Genomic DNA, 16,248 nt, shown 5'->3' on the forward strand with positions numbered 1-16,248 from the left:
GGCGATGAAAAATGCCCCTCACCCGCCGCGCTTGCGCGTCGACCTCTCCCCGCAAGCGGGGAGAGGTAAGACTCACTGGCACGCCTCACAATCGGGATTGTCGATCGAACACGCCACCGCATCGGACAGATCCGGCGCGGTCGAGGCCTGCGGCACGACGATGGGCTGGTTCACGGTCATTGCCGCCAGCGAGGCCGACGACACCGCGTTGAGCTTGCCGTCGGTGCCCTTCAGTGTCGATTTTTCGACATGCGTGGCGCTGCGCGAACGCAGGTAATACGTCGTCTTCAGGCCCCGCGCCCACGCCAGCCGGTACAGTTGATCGAGCTTCTTGCCCGACGGATTGGCGATGTAGAGGTTAAGTGACTGCGCCTGATCGATCCACTTCTGCCGCCGCGCCGCAGCTTCGATCAGCCACGCGCTGTCGATCTCGAAGGCCGTTGCATAGAGCAGCTTCAGATCGTCCGGCACGCGGTCGATGGAGCCGACGCTGCCGTCGAAGTATTTCAGGTCCGACACCATCACCTCGTCCCACAGGCCGCGCGCCTTCAGGTCGCGAACGAGGAATTCGTTCACCTCGGTGAAGTCGCCGGACATGTTCGATTTGACGTAGAGGTTCTGGTAGGCGGGCTCGATCGACTGCGCCACGCCGCAGATGTTGGAGATGGTCGCGGTCGGCGCAATCGCCATCACGTTGGAGTTGCGCATGCCGACCGACTGCACCCGCATACGGAGCGCAGTCCAGTCCAGCGTCGCACTGCGATCCATGTCGAGACCGTTTTTGATTGTCGCGTTGCCCGACGGCGAACCGGTTCCCACTTCGCCTGGCAATGCGATTGCACGCGCATCGGCCAAAATCTCGATGGAATCGATCGGCAGGATGCCCCTGCTCCACAGCGATCCCTTGAACGACGGATACTGCCCGCGCTCCGCGGCAAGGTCGACCGACGCCGTGATGGCATGGAAGGAAATCGCTTCCATGCTGGTGTCGGCGAACGCGACGGCCGCGTCCGACGCCATCGGGATTCGCAACGCATGCAGCGCATCCTGGAATCCCATCAGGCCAAGGCCGACCGGGCGATGCTGCAGGTTCGAGCGCCGTGCTTCGGGAATGGTGTAGAAGTTGATGTCGATGACGTTGTCGAGCATCCGCATCGCGGTCGAGATCGTCCGCTTCAGCCGCGCGTGATCGATACCGCCCTCGCCCACATGATTGAGCAGGTTGACCGAACCGAGATTGCACACCGCAACCTCGTCGTCAGACGTGTTCAGCGTGATCTCCGTGCAGAGATTCGACGAATGGATGACGCCGACATGCTGCTGCGGCGAGCGCAGGTTGCAGGGGTCCTTGAAGGTGATCCACGGATGGCCGGTTTCGAACAGCATGGTCAGCATGCGCCGCCACAGGTCCGTGGCGCGCAGCTTCTTGAACACGCGCATCTCGCCGCGCGCGGCTCTGTCTTCATAGAAGGCGTAACGCTCCGCGAACGCCTTGCCGTAAAGATCGTGCAGGTCCGGCGTCTCGTCCGGCGAGAACAGCGTCCACTCGCCATCGGCCTCGACGCGCTGCATGAACAGATCCGGCACCCAGTTCGCAGTGTTCATGTCGTGGGTGCGGCGTCGGTCGTCGCCGGTGTTCTTGCGCAGGTCGAGAAATTCCTCGATGTCGACATGCCAGGTCTCAAGATAGGCGCAGACCGCACCCTTGCGCTTGCCACCCTGATTGACCGCAATCGCGGTGTCGTTGGCAACTTTCAGGAACGGCACAACGCCCTGGCTTTCGCCGTTGGTGCCCTTGATATGCGCGCCGAGGCCGCGCACGCGGGTCCAGTCGTTGCCGAGGCCGCCGGAATATTTCGCCAGCAGCGCATTATCCTTCACCGACTTGAAGATACCGTCGAGATCGTCGGCCACCGTGGTGAGGAAGCAGGACGACAGCTGCGGCCGCAGCGTGCCGGAATTGAACAGCGTCGGCGTCGACGCCATGAAGTCGAACGACGACAGCAGGTTGTAGAATTCGATAGCGCGCGCCTCGCGGTCGATCTCGCGGATCGCAAGGCCCATCGCGACGCGCATGAAGAACGCCTGCGGCAGTTCGATGAGGTTGCCGTCCTGATGGAGAAAGTAGCGGTCGTACAGTGTCTGCAGGCCGAGAAACTGGAACGACAGGTCGCGCTCCGGCTTCAGCGCAGCCGCGATCCGCTTCAGGTCGTAGCGCGCCAGTTCAGGATCGAGCAGTTCAGCCGCGATTCCCTTTTTGACATAGACCGGGAAGTACTCCGCGTAGCGCGCCGTCATGTCGGCCTGTGTGGCGTTGATCGGCGCCCCATGCACGAACGACAGCACTTCGGTGCGCAGCTTGTCGAGCAAGAGGCGCGCGCTGACGTATGCGTAGTTCGGCTCCTGCTCCACCAGCGTGCGGGCAGCCATGATGCCGGCGAGCGCAAGCTCATCCTGGCTGATGCCGTCGTAGAGATTGCGGCGGGTCTCGGCGAGCACAGGCGCTGCATCGACGCCGTCGAGATTTGCGCAGGCTTCCTGAATGATCAGCGTCAGGCGACCCACATCCAGCGGCACGCGCGCGCCGTTGCCCAGCGTCACATGCAGTTGCGGCTCGGACGATGTCTTGACCGGTTTGGCGGCATCCGCTTCGGCGCGCTGTCGCTGGCGTTCGTCGCGGTACAGCACATAGGCACGGGCGACCTTGTGATGTTCGCTGCGCATCAGCGCCAGTTCGACCTGATCCTGCACGTCCTCGATGTGGAAGGTGCGTCCCTCGCCGACCCTGCGGGTCAGCGCGCTGACGACTTCGTTGGTCAGTTGCTCGATCACCTCGTGAATGCGGCGCGACGCCGCCGCGGTGTGCCCCTCGACGGCAAGGAACGCCTTGGTCATCGCAATCGAGATCTTGCTTGCGTCGAACGGCGAGACCGTGCCGTTGCGGCGGATGACCTGCAACGGCGGTGTGGCGGCAGGGACGGCCAGTGACTCGGAACGCAACTGAATGAGAGGAGCGGTTTTTGCGGCTTCGCGTTCAATAGAGAGAGACATCGGCAGACCCCGTGCGTGTTGCAGTTTTTTTGGGGGCTGAGGCCGAAAGGCGCGTTGTCACGGCGCGCGGACGCACCGAAGCACGCGACCGCCGGACACCCCGCCCGTGGACGTTCTTTGGTGTCGCGGCAGGTCTCCTGGCTCGCAGGTCGGCGCTGAATCCGGTCTTCCCGATGCGAAAACGCACCAGTGACATCGGTCGGATTCAACTCACTGCTTACAGTTGCGGGGGCAGCGCCGGAATTGCTGCATCGGAGTGCGGCTCACCGGCTTCCCATCTTCGCCACCAAGTCTTGCGACCCGGCGGAACCGTGACACCCACATCTGGTAGCGTTCGGGGCGGACTGTCAAGCTCCGGTGGATGTGAATAACGGGACCAAAGCGACAAACGCGCGAAATGCTCAGCAAATCGATGCAGAATTTTTCAAACTGGCTGAGACTCTGAGCGCGTAACGCTCCACTACGCCGACTGCCTCCAAGCGAATCGTGTGTGATTCCCGTCTGGCCTCTGCCCACTCACCTCACGCGCGTGTCCGGCACCATGGCGGTGGGAAGCTTTCCCTTTGACCTGGCTCAAGCCGCTTCACATAACTTGGTCATCGCGGTTCTGCGGATCGGTGATCCGGAGCCAAGAGGGAATGCGGTGCGCGAGACCTTACGGTCCTGCAATTCCGAAGCTGCCCCCGCAACTGTAGACGGTAAGCCTGTCCATCGATGCCACTGAGGCGAAAGTCTCGGGAAGGCTGGACTTAAGGCGTCGACCCGTGAGCCAGGAGACCTGCCGCGATCACATAACGTCCACGGGCGGGGTGCCCCGATGTGTCGCTTGCGAGAGAACGGCGCCGCCGTCTCTGTTGTTCGCGCATGTCCGGCCCTGCCCCAACATCACGGGGTTTCCGATGTCGAATTCTTCTTCCACCGCGTCAATTCCTGTCGCCACGCTTGGCGTCCCGCGTATCGGCCCGCGCCGCGAACTCAAGATCGCGCTGGAAAAATTCTGGTCCGGTACGATCGGCGAGGCCGCGCTGCGCGAGGCCGCTGCAAAAATCCGCGCCGACAACTGGAAGCGCCAGCGCGATCTCGGCGTCACCGTGATTCCGTCGAACGATTTCTCGCTCTACGATCAGGTGCTCGACACCAGCACGATGGTCGGCGCGATTCCGAAAATCTACGGCTGGGCCGGCGGGCCGGTGTCATTTGAGACCTATTTCGCGATGGCGCGCGGCAGCCAGAAAAATGTGGGCCATGACGACAGCTGCGCGCATGGCCATAACCACGGCCACGGCGTACCCGCGCAGGAAATGACCAAGTGGTTCGACACCAACTATCACTACATGGTGCCGGAATTCTCCAAGGATCAGACCTTCGCCTTCGCCTCGACCAAGGCGATCGACGAATACCGCGAGGCGAAGGCGCTCGGCATCCAGACCCGGCCGGTGCTGGTCGGCCCCGTCACGTTCCTCAAGCTGGGCAAAGGCGAGAACCGGATGTCGCTGCTGCCGAAGCTGCTGCCGGTCTATATCGAGGTGCTCAACCGGCTCGCAGCCGAAGGCGCGGATTGGGTGCAGATCGACGAGCCGTGTCTCGTGCTCGATCTCGATGTAAATGAAAGAGCTGCGCTGAAGACGGCCTATAGCGAACTCGCCCTGAAGGTATCGGGCCTCAAGATCATGCTGGCGACCTACTTCGGTGAACTTGGCGACAACGCCGATCTCGTGACCAGGCTGCCCGTCGCCGGTGTTCATCTCGATCTGGTGCGCGGCAAGGATCAGGTCGATTCAGTCCTGGGCCAGATGCCCCCGGATCGGGTGATTTCGCTCGGCGTGATCGACGGCCGCAACATCTGGCGCGCCGATCTCACAAGCGTTCTCGATCTTGCCGGAAGGGCAATCGCGGTGCGCGGCGGCGCAGACCGGATTCAGATTGCCCCATCATGCTCGATGCTGCATGTGCCGATCGATCTCGATCAGGAAACCGATCTCGATGCGGACCTGAAAAGCTGGCTTGCCTTCTCCGTGCAGAAGATGGGCGAACTCGCAGCCCTCAGCCGCGCGCTGTCGTCGGGGCGCGAGTCCGTCAAGGACGTCTTCGCAGCGTCCGACGAGGCCGCGAAGAAGCGCGCCTCGTCGCCGAAGATTCATAACCCTGCGGTGAAATCCCGCGCGGCAGAAAAATCCACCGCCCTGTCTGAACGCAAGAGTGCATTCAGCGTGCGGCAGAAACTCCAGAGCAAGGTGCTCGGCCTGCCGTCATTCCCGACCACCACCATCGGATCGTTTCCGCAGACCGAAGAGGTGCGCAAGGCGCGCGCTGCCCACACCAAGGGCCAGCTCGGCGACGCCGAGTACGATGCGTTCCTGCGCAAGGAAACCGAGAAAGCCGTGCGCTGGCAGGAAGACATCGGCATCGACGTGTTGGTGCATGGCGAGTTCGAGCGCAACGACATGGTGCAGTATTTCGGCGAGCAACTGTCGGGTTACGCCTTTACCAAGCACGGCTGGGTGCAGAGCTATGGCTCGCGCTACGTCCGCCCGCCGGTCATCTTCGGCGATGTCTCGCGCCCGAAGCCGATGACGGTCGGCTGGTCGTCTTACGCCCAGTCTCTGACCAAGCTGCCGATGAAAGGCATGCTCACAGGCCCGGTCACCATGCTGCAATGGTCGTTCGTGCGCGACGACCTCTCGCGCGATCAGGTTTGCCGCCAGATCGCCTTCGCGCTGCGCGACGAGGTCACCGATCTCGAGAAGGCCGGCATCGGCGTGATCCAGATCGATGAGCCGGCGTTGCGCGAGGGTCTTCCGCTGCGCAAGGGCGACTGGAAGGCGTATCTCGACTGGGCGGTGGACTGCTTCAAGGTCTCACAAGCCGGCGTGAAGGACGAAACCCAGATCCACACCCACATGTGTTACGCCGAGTTCAACGACATCATCGACGCCATCGGCGCAATGGACGCCGATGTGATCTCGATCGAGACATCACGGTCGAAGATGGAATTGCTCGATGCCTTCGTGACCTACAAGTATCCGAACGAAATCGGACCGGGCGTCTACGACATCCATTCGCCGCGCGTGCCGGAGGTGCCAGAGATGATGGAGCTGATCGGCAAGGCCCGCCGTAACCTGTCGCCCGGGCAGATCTGGATCAATCCGGATTGCGGTCTCAAGACGCGCGGCTGGCCGGAGGTCAAATCCGCGCTGAGCAACATGGTTGAAGCGGCTCGGCAGGCGCGTGGAGCGTAACCGTTCTGACGATTGCACCTCTCCCTCTTCCCGTCCTTACGGGGAGAGGGTTGGGGTGAGGGGCATGCTGATAGCGTTGCCGAGTGAAAACGCCCCTCACCCGGATCACCATAGCCCGTCGCAGACGCGCGTAAACGCGCTTATGCGATCCGACCTCTCCCCGCGAGCGGGGAGAGGTGAGGATCGAGCCCCGGAATGACGAATTCTTACTTCTTCTTCCCGTCCGCGGCGAACTGCTTGAGGAAGGCAGTGAGATCCTTGATCTCGTCTTCCTTCTTGATGCCGGCGAACGCCATCTTGGTGCCGGGGATCTTCGCCTTCGGGTCCTTGATGTAGTCGGCAAACACCGCGTCATCCCAGGTGATGCCGGAATTCTTGTTGGCGTCGGTATAGTTGTAACCTGCGACACTTCCGGATTTGCGGCCGAACAATCCGTTCAACTCGGGACCCACGCCGTTCTTGGCGGTCTCACCGACCTGATGGCAGGCGCGGCACTTGTTGAAGGACTTCTCACCCGCGGCAACGTCCTGAGCATGGGCGGAGCTGGCGAAGCCGATGGCGGCAAGAGCGAGGGCGGTAACGAACGAACGAGTCATCATCTGGTTTAACCTTTAAAGCGGCAGGAAAGCTGGCAGGTGGGAGGGAGAGAGTTGAGAGGAGAAGGTTCAGGGCGAGAGAACAACACAAACCCGCCGCGCCCGCGGCGGGTTCCGCATATGATCAACGCATTAGGCAAACATATCGGCTGTAATTCCGCTGTACCAGCCCATGTTTTCCTCCTGCGTTTGCTTGCGCAGGCCGGCATCCTCGCCGGTCTTCGAGACGAAGGTGGATGAGGCTGCTATCTTGCCGTCCTTGGGCTCGTAAGCGCCACCGATTTTCACGCAGTCATCGGTGTCGATCATGCTCCAGCAGGTGTTGGTGTAGCGCGCCGGGAACGTGCGCGCCGAGATCAGCTCACCCCGGATCATCATGGCGGCGACCTTGGCCTGGCTGTTCGCGGAGAACGCAGACTTCGGCATATCGCCTGCGATACAGGCATCGCCGAGAACGTAGATATTGGAATCGACGGACGACTTCATGTTCGCCGGATCAATGGCGCAAAAGCCGCTGGTGTTGGCCAGGCCGGCATCGCGCGCGATCGCACCGGCCATTTGCGCGGGGATGACATTGACCAGCGCCGCGTTCTTGTAGGTCTCGAACCCCGTCACCACGGTGTTGGTCTTGGGATCGACCGACTTCAGCCCGTCATGCACCTTCGGGCCGAGCCATTCGACCATGCCCTTGTAGTGCTTTTCCCAGCCCTCCTGGAACAGCCCCTGCTTGGAAAAGCTTTCCTTCGGATCGATCACGATAATCTTGCTGCGATCCTTGCGCGCCTTCTTCAGCGCATGGGCCATCATCGAAACGCGCTCGTAGGGTCCGGGCGGGCAGCGGTAGGGATTGGGCGGAGCGATCATCACGATAACGCCGCCGTTCGGAACGGCATCGAGCCGGCTCTTCAGCAGCAACGTCTGCGCGCCCGGCTTCCAGGCATGCGGCATCACCTTCTCCGCAGCCTGCGACCAGCCCGGCACGGAATCATATTTCAGGTCGATGCCCGGAGAGACCACGAGGCGATCGTAAGGCAGCTTCTTGCCATTGGCGAGAATGACCTCCTTCTTGTCCCGATCTATCTTTGCAGCCAAGCCGTTGACGACCGTGACGCCGTGCTTTTTCAAAGCGCTGTAACGGTGCGTAATCGACGCATAGTCCCGGACGCCACCGAGATAGAGATTGCTGTGGAAGCAGGTCTGATACCTTGGGCTCGCTTCGATCAAGGTCACCGAAATCGCGCCCGCGCTGTCCTTGGCGATGTATTTCGCAGCGGTCACACCACCCGCGCCTCCGCCGATTACCACCACGCGCGGTTTGCCCTGTCCAAGTACCGCAGGTGCGCCGAACATCACGGCACCCGCGAAAGATGCCGACCCCGCAATCAATTGCCGACGATTGATGCTCATGTTGTCCCCCCAAAATATATTTTATAAAAAATTGGGTCAGCCGACTGGCCGCAACTGATCAGCCGACCTTCAGGTACGCAAAGCCCTTCGATTGCAGAGCGGCGACGGTGGCGACGCCCGACGGAACGAAGCTGATGAACGGTGCGTCCTTCACCTTGGCCTTGTCGAGCTTCAGCCGCTGGAAGGTGATTTCGCACAGATGGACCTTGAGGCCGTTCTTGGCGAGCGCGACCACGCGCTCGAACAGACCCGGATCGACGGTCTCATCCTTCCAGGGCGTCCCCTCGAGTGTGCTGAGGAAATACTTCACCGCAGCGCTGTGCGCGATGATCACCAGTTGCAATCCGAACGGATCCGCGCCGTAGACCGAATAGTGATTGGAAATGTTGTTCAGCGTCTGGGCGAAGCGCGCGTTGTCGCCGTAGTCGCAGTGATAGAGGCATGCGACATCACCTTCCTTCTTCAGATCGGCCATCGATAGCTCCGGCGGCGCGGCGTGCGCCGTTGCCGCGACCAGACCACCGGCGGCTCCGATGATGACGCTGCGACGCGTTGTCGAACCCTTGTGGTCTGTCATGACAACCTCCGATGTTGGAACCGCTATTTCTGAGTCCTGAAATAAGCCGCCAGAGCCGCGATGTCACCCGTTTCGAGCCGCCCGGCGATGGTCTGCATCACCGGGTTGTCGCGCTGCTTGTCCTTATAGGCATTCATCACCGCAACGAACTGATCTTCCGGCCATCCGGTGATCTTCGGGATGCCCTGCGCATTCTGGCCCGAAACACGGTGGCAGGTCACGCATTCCGACGAGAGATATTGCCCCAGTTCGCGGTCTCCCGCAGCAGCATTTTCCAGCGCGATGCCAGCCGTCAGAACGAAAAGCAGTGCCTTCGCTGACGGCCGGTTCATCAGTCCACCTTCGGCCCGGATTTGTTGTCGGGCGTCACGTCCACCGAAATCGCCCGGCCGGTCACTTTCGGAGCGCTGCGGCAATCCTTCATGCACGGGTCCTTTTTCCAGAACTGCCTTTCAGCGGTTTCGCGATCGTCGTCATAGAAGGCGCTGGCATTCGGCATCTTGATCGAGGTGAAATTCTTCTCGTTCAGTTCAAAATTCTCGTCTTTGACGATGTCGTTCATCGATAGAAGATAGGCGACCACCGCATAAACGTCATCGTCGGACAACGAGCGTGCATTCCCGTAAGGCATCGCACGCTTGATATAGTCGAAAGCCGTCGACAGATCCGGCCAGAAGGAGCCGATGGTCTTCTCGGGGCGATCCGCCTTCAGCGTTCCGGCTCCGCCGGCCAGTACCGGCCAGCGGCCTGCACCTTCGCCGAATTCGCCATGGCAGGACGCGCATTGCGCCTGAAAAATAACGTCCCCCTGCTTCACCGTGCCCTTGCCGACCGGAAGACCCATGCCGTCCGGCCGCACGTCGGTGTCCCATGCCTTGATCTCTTCGGGCAGCGCAGGACGCCCAAGTCCGAGCTTAGACGAGGTCTTCATCGTCGCCTGTGCGGCAATTTGCTGCGCTTCAATCCGCGAGTTCGCAACTGCGAGCGCCACGCCACACAGCAGGGCGACTGCGGCGAGCTTAACCGATCTCGACATTTTCAGTCTCCCCGCCTGACCGCACCAGCCAGGTCTGAATGCCGTTGTTGTGGTAGATCGAGTTGACGCCGCGCACCTTGCGCAGTTCGTCCTTGGTCGGCTGTACATAGCCGGTTGAATCCATCGCGCGGGACTGGATCATCAGCTCCTGACCGTTCCAGTCGAAGTCGACATAAAAACGCACCAGCGACTTGTCGAACACCGGCCCGTCGATTCGCGCGGTCTGCCAGTTGCGCCCGCCGTCCATCGACACATCGACGCGCTTGACGGTCCCGCGGCCGGACCATGCGAAGCCGCTTAGCACATTGCGGCCCTTGTATTTCAGCGGCGCCTGCGGCGACGGATTGGTCACCACCGACTTCGCATCCATGACGAAGGTGTGCTTGCGCGAACGGCCATCGGCCAGGAGATCGGTATACTTCGACGTTTCCTCGCGGGTCTGCCACGGCTGGTCGCCAACCTCGATGCGGCGAATCCATTTCACCCAGAGATTGCCTTCCCAGCCGGGGATCACCGCGCGCAGCGGATAACCCTGCTCGGGCCGCAGCGCCTCGCCGTTCATCGCGAACGCGAGCATGCAATCGTTCAGCGCTTTCTCGATCGGGAGCGAACGGTTCATGGCGGCCGCATCCGCGCCCTCCAGCATCAGCCACTTCGCATTCGGCTTCAGGCCCGCTTCATCCAGCAGCGTCTTCAGCGACACGCCGGTGTACATGACGTTGTGCACCATTCCGTGGGTGAACTGGCAGCCGTTGAGCTGCGCGCCGCGCCACTCCATGCCGGAATTCGCCGCGCATTCGAGGAAATGAATCTTGTTTATGCGCGGCATGCGCTTGATGTCGTCCATCGTGAACACCAGCGGCTTGTCCACGAGGCCGTTGATCATCAGGCGATGCTCGGCGGGATTGATCTCCGCGACGCCGGAGTGATGCCGCTCGAAGCACAGCCCCGACGGCGTGATGATGCCGTCCAGTTCGTGCAGCGGCGTGAAGTTGACCGAGGACTCGGGCGATGCGGTAAGCCACGACACGTTGCGGCGGATCACGTTCTTCTCGAACTTCGACGGCACCCCGTAAGGCTTCTTGTCGATGCCATCGCCGAGATAGCGATTCCAGTCCTGCACGTCTGTGATCAGCGGATCGGGCTTGGCGCCTTCCGCCATCGCGGGCATCGCACTGAGTGCAGCGCCTGCGCCGGCGAGACCGGCTGCGCCGAGAAACTTGCGGCGGTTGAGAATATCCGCAGATGATTTGTCACTCATGCGGCATCCTTTCTATTTATCTCGATACGTGAATATGTTGAACGCAGCTTGTCCATCGATGTTGCTTCTCACAACGACTGATCGGATTCAGCCGTCATTGCGACGCGAAGCGAAGCAATCCAGGGCACAAGGAATAACTGGATTGCTTCGTCGCTATGCTCCTCGCAATGACGGAGCGGAACGCTCAAATTCGTGGCTCGCATGCCTTCAGCCTCTCGTCAGACGCCTGAGACTTTGACAGCCGTATTCGGTTCGACCTTGACGGTGCCGCGCTTGCCCACATGCGCCGACACCACGTCCCAGATCGGCGGACCTTGCGTGCCTTCGTTGACACTCGCCCAGCCGGCGACGGTGTAGCTCTTCGCTGCATCGATCGGCTTGCCGGATTTCAGATGCGTCAGTTCGGAAATGCGCGAGCCCATCGGCTTGGAGACATCGATGGAGTAACCCATGCCGCCGATGCGGACCATGTCGCCGCCGCCCTGGAAGTACGGATCGGGATGGAAGATGTTGTCGGCGACGTCTTCGAGGATTTCCTTGAGCTGCGCGCCGGTCATCTGGTTGCGATAGCAGTTCGGATAGGTGATCGCGGTGGCGTTGGTCACGTCTTCCCACGTGATCGGGCTGTCCGGAAGCAATGTGCCGCCCCAGCGGAAGCCCGGCGACAGCGCGATCTCGACGTCGCGCTCCGACAGCATCGCATCGCAGATCAGGTCGTCGAACGTGCCGTTGAAGTTGCCGCGGCGATACAAGAGCGAGTCGGTCTTGCCGACCACGCGCGCCAGATCCTTGGCGAACGGCGCCCTCACCTTCTCGACCAGCGCGGTCATCGAGGCATCGGGCTTGATGGCATCCGTGAACACCGGCATCAGCTTGAAGCGGACACCGGCGACCTTCTTGTCCTTCACCTCGATATCGAGGCGCGACACGAACTTGCCGTGCGAGCCGGTCGCGACCAGCACGGTGTCGCCGACGCGCACGAGACCCGGCATCGCGTCATGGGTATGCGCGGTCAGGATCACGTCGAGACCCTTGACCCGGCCCGCGAGCTTGCGGTCGACATCGAAACCATCGTGCGACAGCAGCACGACGATCTGCGCGCCCTCGGCGCGCGCCTCATCAACCTGCTTCTGCATATCTTCTTCGCGGATGCCGAACTCCCATTTCGGGAACATCCAGCGCGGATTGGCCACCGCGGTGCGCGGCAGAGCCTGTCCGATCACGGCGATCTTCGCGCCGCCCTTCTCGAACATCTTGCGCGGCTCGAATACCGGCTCCTGCCATTCGTTGTCGCGGACGTTCTGCGCGAGGAACGCGAACGGGGCCTTGTCGGCGATTTCCTTGACGCGCTCGGCGCCGTAGGTGAATTCCCAATGCCCGACCATGGCGTCGAGTTTCAGCACCGACATGACATCAACCATGTCCTGCGCCTTGGTCTGCAGCGAGGACCAGCTTCCCTGCCAGGTGTCGCCGCCGTCGAGCAGCAGCACCTTGTCCTCGCCGCGCTCTGCGCGCACCGCATTGATCAGCGTGGCAACGCGGTCCATGCCGCCCATGCGGCCATAGTTGCGCGCCAGCGAGACGAAGTCGTCGGCTGTGAGCGCATAGGCATCCGCCGATCCGGCGGCGATGCTGAAATACTTCCGGAACTCCGCGTCGGTGAGATGCGGCGGCTGGCCCTTATCCGCGCCGACGCCGAGATTGACCGACGGTTCGCGGAAATACAGCGGCATCAACTGCGCATGATTGTCGGCGACATAGAGGATCGTCACCGTGCCCAGCGGATCGAACCGCGTGATGTCGGCCTGGGTCAGGCGCTGCTGCGCCGCCACACGTCCGAGCGAACCCAATCCGCTTCCGATTGTCAGCGCAGACGCAGCCGCGGTCGCCTGCAGGAATTCCCGCCTCGATATCATCGAACCACCTTTGTCCCCTCAAACGGAGGGAAACGATTTTCAGAAAGCCTGGCACTCGCGCGGCATTACGCCGCGCGAAAAGATCAGCCGACCGTCAGCTTGTTCTTGGCGGTGTATTCCGAACCGTCGTCATCCTTCCAGGTGAAGGTGAACTCGCCGGTCTCGGACGCCTTGTAGAAAAACGACTGATACGGGTTCGCCGAGATCGCCGGATTCCAGTCGGCTTCGAACACCGGCTTGCCGTTGAACGTCGCCGAGAACTTGTTGATGATCTTGCGCGGCACAACCTTGCCGGCGGAGTCCTTGCGCTGGCCCGATTCCATTTCGTGCGAAATGAGGGTCTTGATTTCGATCAGTTCGCCGGCCTTCGCGGTGGCAGGAACACGAACGCGCGGTGTGGGTGCATTGGCCATGGGAAAATTCCTCGCCTGAATATTTTTCTTGGGTGAGCCCGCTGGATCAGCCGCCGCAGCCGCCGATGGTGACCTTCACGTTGGATTTCGCCATGTAGAGACTGCCGTCCGACATTTCCGCGACGCAGACGATGTTCTGGGTCTGCGCGAGGCGCATGCGCGTCGAAGCGGACGCCTTGCCGCAGGCAGGGGTGAACTTGTAGCTGACGACGCCGGGAAGCGGATTGCCGTCGGCGAACACGTGAACCGCCTTCACGTAGTCCTTGTCGGTCATCGGGCTTTCGACCTCGACGTTGACCGGCACCACGAGGCCGTTCTCGGCGATCTCGGGCACGTCGAGCTTGATCTTGCCGCTGCCGGGTTTCTTGTCGCCGTACAGCTTCTTGATCTCGGCTGCGACAGCGTTCTCGTCGGCGGACGCCATTTTCGGCGCGAGAAATGCTGCAAGCCCCGCGATAGCCGCCAGTGTCAGCGTTTCGCGACGGGTTGTTTCAACAGACTTCAATTTCATCATGATTCCTCCTGCGGGAGTCTTTTGCATCCCTTGACGATAGTATCGCTTGACGATGCCAAGTCTGATCTATCATGATCCGCACACATCATTATATTGTTTTTCTTGAATGTAAAGATGTTCTAAGGTGGTGGTTCGCAAGTCCGAATCTGCAAATGCAGCCAATTCGGATTCAGGACACCAGGCAAATCCGGGGAACCGAAAAGGTCGCACAGACGGCCTGACGGAGGGAGGACAAGGAATGAGACAGACCACGATTCGGTCAGCAATAGCCTTTGCTATTCTGATGTGCGCTTCAGGCACAGCCGTTCACGCGCAAGACGCGAGTGAAAAGGAAATCGAGCGCTATCGCGCGATGATCTCCGATCCGATGTCGAATCCCGGCTTTCTCGCGGTCGATCGCGGCGAAGTTCTCTGGAGCCAGAAGCGCGGGACCAAGGATGTTTCCCTTGAAACCTGCGATCTCGGTCAGGGCCCGGGCAAGCTGGAAGGCGCATTCGCCAAGCTGCCGCGCTATTTCAAGGACGCCGACAAGGTCATGGACACCGAGCAGCGCCTGCTGTGGTGCATGACGAATATCCAGGGCCTCGATACCAAGGACGTGATCGCCCGCCGCTTCTCCGGCCCCGGCCGCGCGTCCGACATGGAAGACCTCGTCGCCTTCATCGCCAACAAGTCGAGCGGCATGAAGATCGACATTCCGCTGGCTCATCCGAAAGAGCAGGAAATGGCGGCGGTCGGCGAAGCGCTGTTCTACCGGCGCGGCGGCGTGAACGATTTCTCGTGCGCGACCTGTCACGCCGAGGAAGGCAAGCGCATCCGGCTCCAGGGCCTGCCTGACCTGTCGAAGCCCGGCAAGCTGCCGCAGGAAACCATGGGTGGATGGCCGACCTATCGCGTGTCGCAGGGCGCGCTGCGCACCATGCAGCATCGTCTGTGGGATTGTTACCGGCAACAGCGCTGGCCGGTGCCTGAATATGCCTCCGACGCACTGACCGCGCTGACCGTGTTCCTGCAGAAGCAGGCTGCGGGCGGCGAACTCAACGTCCCGTCAATCAAGCGTTGAGAGAGGAGCGCATCATGACGTCATCTTTGAAAATCGCAGCGCTGGCCCTCACTGCGGGCATCTTCACCGCCCTTCCCTTCGCTGCGTCCGCGCAGACTGTCGCCAAGTCGGCAGACCCCGCCATTGTCGATGCCTATGTGAAGGCGACTTTCGGCAAGGCGCCGGCGGAATGGCAGGAGCGCATCGTTCCTGACGAAACGCTGAAGACCTGCAACGCCTATCACAACAACGTGCCGTCGGCGGAAGCCGACAAGATCGTCAAGCGCGAGCTGGCAAAGGTCGTCTATCCTGCCGACGGAAAATTCCTCGGCGACTGGAAGGAAGGCCGCAAGGTCGCCAACAACGGCCGTGGCGGACAGTTCTCCGATCCGCCGGACACGGTCGCGGGCGGCAACTGCTACGCCTGCCATCAGCTGGAGAAGTCCGAGGTCTCCTTCGGTACCCTCGGCCCGAGCCTGACCAACTACGGCAAGGACCGCAAATACGCGCCCGACGAAATCAAGAACGCCTACACCAAGATCTACGACTCGCAGGCCGTGTTCGCATGCTCCAACATGCCGCGCTTCGGCGCGAACAAGGTGCTCAACGAGCAGCAGATCAAGGATCTCGTCGCACTGCTGTTCGATCCGGATTCGCCGGTCAACAAGTAGACCCGGTGACCCCACGCAAAGCGGAGATAACGAGATGAAGGTGAAATATCTGCTGGCGATGGCGGCCGTTTGCGCCCTCGCCTCGTTTCCGGCGCGCGCGCAGGACGCGACCGTCACGTACAAATCGCTCAGCCCCGAGCTTGCACTGGACGCGGCGAAAGCCGCGTTCGCCGATTGCCGCAAGCGCGGCTATCAGGTGTCGGTCGCCGTGGTCGATCGTTTCGGCGTTCCTCAAGTGATGCTGCGTGATCGCTTCGCAGGTGCGCACACACCGCCGACAGCAACCGGCAAGGCCTGGACCGCGGTCAGCTTCCGCAGCAGCACAACCGAGCTCAACACGGCAACGCAGGCGCCTGCGATGCAGGGCCTGCGCAACCTCCCCAATGTCGTGATCATCGGCGGCGGCGTGATGATCGAAGCCGGCGGCTCGTTGCTCGGCGGCATCGGCGTCTCCGGCGCACCGGGCGGCGACGCCGACGAAGCCTGCGCCAAGGCCGGCATCGCGGCGATCAGCGACAAGCTCGA

Annotated in this window: 14 protein-coding genes and 2 riboswitches; of the genes, 4 read left to right on the forward strand and 10 right to left on the reverse strand. The window is 61.6% G+C overall.

Annotated elements, in window-relative coordinates; all coding sequences use genetic code 11:
* Nucleotides 1-72: 72 nt before the first annotated feature.
* Nucleotides 73-3,051 carry a ribonucleoside-diphosphate reductase subunit alpha gene (locus BN32_RS10305; RefSeq protein WP_019198106.1) on the reverse strand — a complete coding sequence of 993 codons (2,979 nt, stop codon included), beginning with the start codon at nt 3,049-3,051 and terminating at the stop codon, nt 73-75.
* A 110-nt stretch (nt 3,052-3,161) separates the two neighbouring features.
* Nucleotides 3,162-3,380, reverse strand: a riboswitch (cobalamin riboswitch).
* A gap of 256 nt (nt 3,381-3,636) precedes the next feature.
* Nucleotides 3,637-3,851: riboswitch (cobalamin riboswitch) on the forward strand.
* A 99-nt stretch (nt 3,852-3,950) separates the two neighbouring features.
* Between BN32_RS10305 and metE the strand changes: the two genes are divergently transcribed.
* Nucleotides 3,951-6,290 carry a 5-methyltetrahydropteroyltriglutamate--homocysteine S-methyltransferase gene (gene metE, locus BN32_RS10310; RefSeq protein ID WP_019198107.1) on the forward strand — a complete coding sequence of 780 codons (2,340 nt, stop codon included), beginning with the start codon at nt 3,951-3,953 and terminating at the stop codon, nt 6,288-6,290.
* Between the two features lie 206 nt (nt 6,291-6,496).
* Here metE and BN32_RS10315 read toward each other — a convergent pair whose 3' ends face one another.
* The 9 genes from BN32_RS10315 to soxY all read right to left on the reverse strand — a co-directional run bounded on the left by BN32_RS10315 (nt 6,497) and on the right by soxY (nt 14,007).
* Nucleotides 6,497-6,889 (reverse strand): c-type cytochrome, encoded by a 393-nt coding sequence (locus BN32_RS10315; protein WP_019198108.1) that lies wholly within the window; start codon nt 6,887-6,889, stop codon nt 6,497-6,499.
* Nucleotides 6,890-7,018: 129 nt separating this feature from the next.
* Nucleotides 7,019-8,293: an NAD(P)/FAD-dependent oxidoreductase gene (locus BN32_RS10320; RefSeq protein ID WP_019198109.1), complete on the reverse strand. Its 1,275-nt coding sequence runs from the start codon at nt 8,291-8,293 to the stop codon at nt 7,019-7,021.
* 58 nt (nt 8,294-8,351) lie between these two features.
* On the reverse strand, nt 8,352-8,870 hold the full coding sequence (locus BN32_RS10325) for a DsrE family protein (RefSeq protein ID WP_019198110.1): 519 nt from the start codon (nt 8,868-8,870) through the stop codon (nt 8,352-8,354).
* 23 nt (nt 8,871-8,893) lie between these two features.
* A complete protein-coding gene (locus BN32_RS10330) occupies nt 8,894-9,202 on the reverse strand; it encodes a c-type cytochrome (protein ID WP_019198111.1) in 309 nt (102 codons plus the stop codon).
* Nucleotides 9,202-9,906: a c-type cytochrome gene (locus BN32_RS10335; protein ID WP_040425625.1), complete on the reverse strand. Its 705-nt coding sequence runs from the start codon at nt 9,904-9,906 to the stop codon at nt 9,202-9,204. The genes BN32_RS10330 and BN32_RS10335 overlap by 1 nt, the downstream gene beginning before the upstream one ends.
* A complete protein-coding gene (gene soxC, locus BN32_RS10340) occupies nt 9,890-11,167 on the reverse strand; it encodes a sulfite dehydrogenase (RefSeq protein ID WP_019198113.1) in 1,278 nt (425 codons plus the stop codon). Before soxC ends, BN32_RS10335 begins: the two co-directional genes overlap by 17 nt.
* A gap of 218 nt (nt 11,168-11,385) precedes the next feature.
* Nucleotides 11,386-13,083, reverse strand: a complete 1,698-nt coding sequence (soxB, locus tag BN32_RS10345) for a thiosulfohydrolase SoxB (protein ID WP_019198114.1) — start codon at nt 13,081-13,083, stop codon at nt 11,386-11,388.
* An 83-nt stretch (nt 13,084-13,166) separates the two neighbouring features.
* On the reverse strand, nt 13,167-13,496 hold the full coding sequence (soxZ, locus tag BN32_RS10350) for a thiosulfate oxidation carrier complex protein SoxZ (protein ID WP_019198115.1): 330 nt from the start codon (nt 13,494-13,496) through the stop codon (nt 13,167-13,169).
* 46 nt (nt 13,497-13,542) lie between these two features.
* Nucleotides 13,543-14,007 carry a thiosulfate oxidation carrier protein SoxY gene (soxY, locus tag BN32_RS10355; RefSeq protein ID WP_040426244.1) on the reverse strand — a complete coding sequence of 155 codons (465 nt, stop codon included), beginning with the start codon at nt 14,005-14,007 and terminating at the stop codon, nt 13,543-13,545.
* A gap of 241 nt (nt 14,008-14,248) precedes the next feature.
* On the opposite strand from soxY, the gene soxA reads away from it, so the two are divergent.
* The 3 genes from soxA to BN32_RS10370 all read left to right on the forward strand — a co-directional run.
* Nucleotides 14,249-15,073, forward strand: a complete 825-nt coding sequence (soxA, locus tag BN32_RS10360) for a sulfur oxidation c-type cytochrome SoxA (RefSeq protein ID WP_040425626.1) — start codon at nt 14,249-14,251, stop codon at nt 15,071-15,073.
* Nucleotides 15,074-15,087: 14 nt separating this feature from the next.
* On the forward strand, nt 15,088-15,723 hold the full coding sequence (gene soxX / locus BN32_RS10365; RefSeq protein ID WP_019198118.1) for a sulfur oxidation c-type cytochrome SoxX: 636 nt from the start codon (nt 15,088-15,090) through the stop codon (nt 15,721-15,723).
* A 34-nt stretch (nt 15,724-15,757) separates the two neighbouring features.
* Nucleotides 15,758-16,248, forward strand: a 491-nt coding sequence (locus tag BN32_RS10370; protein ID WP_040425627.1) for a GlcG/HbpS family heme-binding protein, incomplete at its 3' end; no start/stop codon positions are given.

Source organism: Afipia birgiae 34632 (genome assembly GCF_000308295.2).
Lineage (GTDB): Bacteria > Pseudomonadota > Alphaproteobacteria > Rhizobiales > Xanthobacteraceae > Afipia > Afipia birgiae.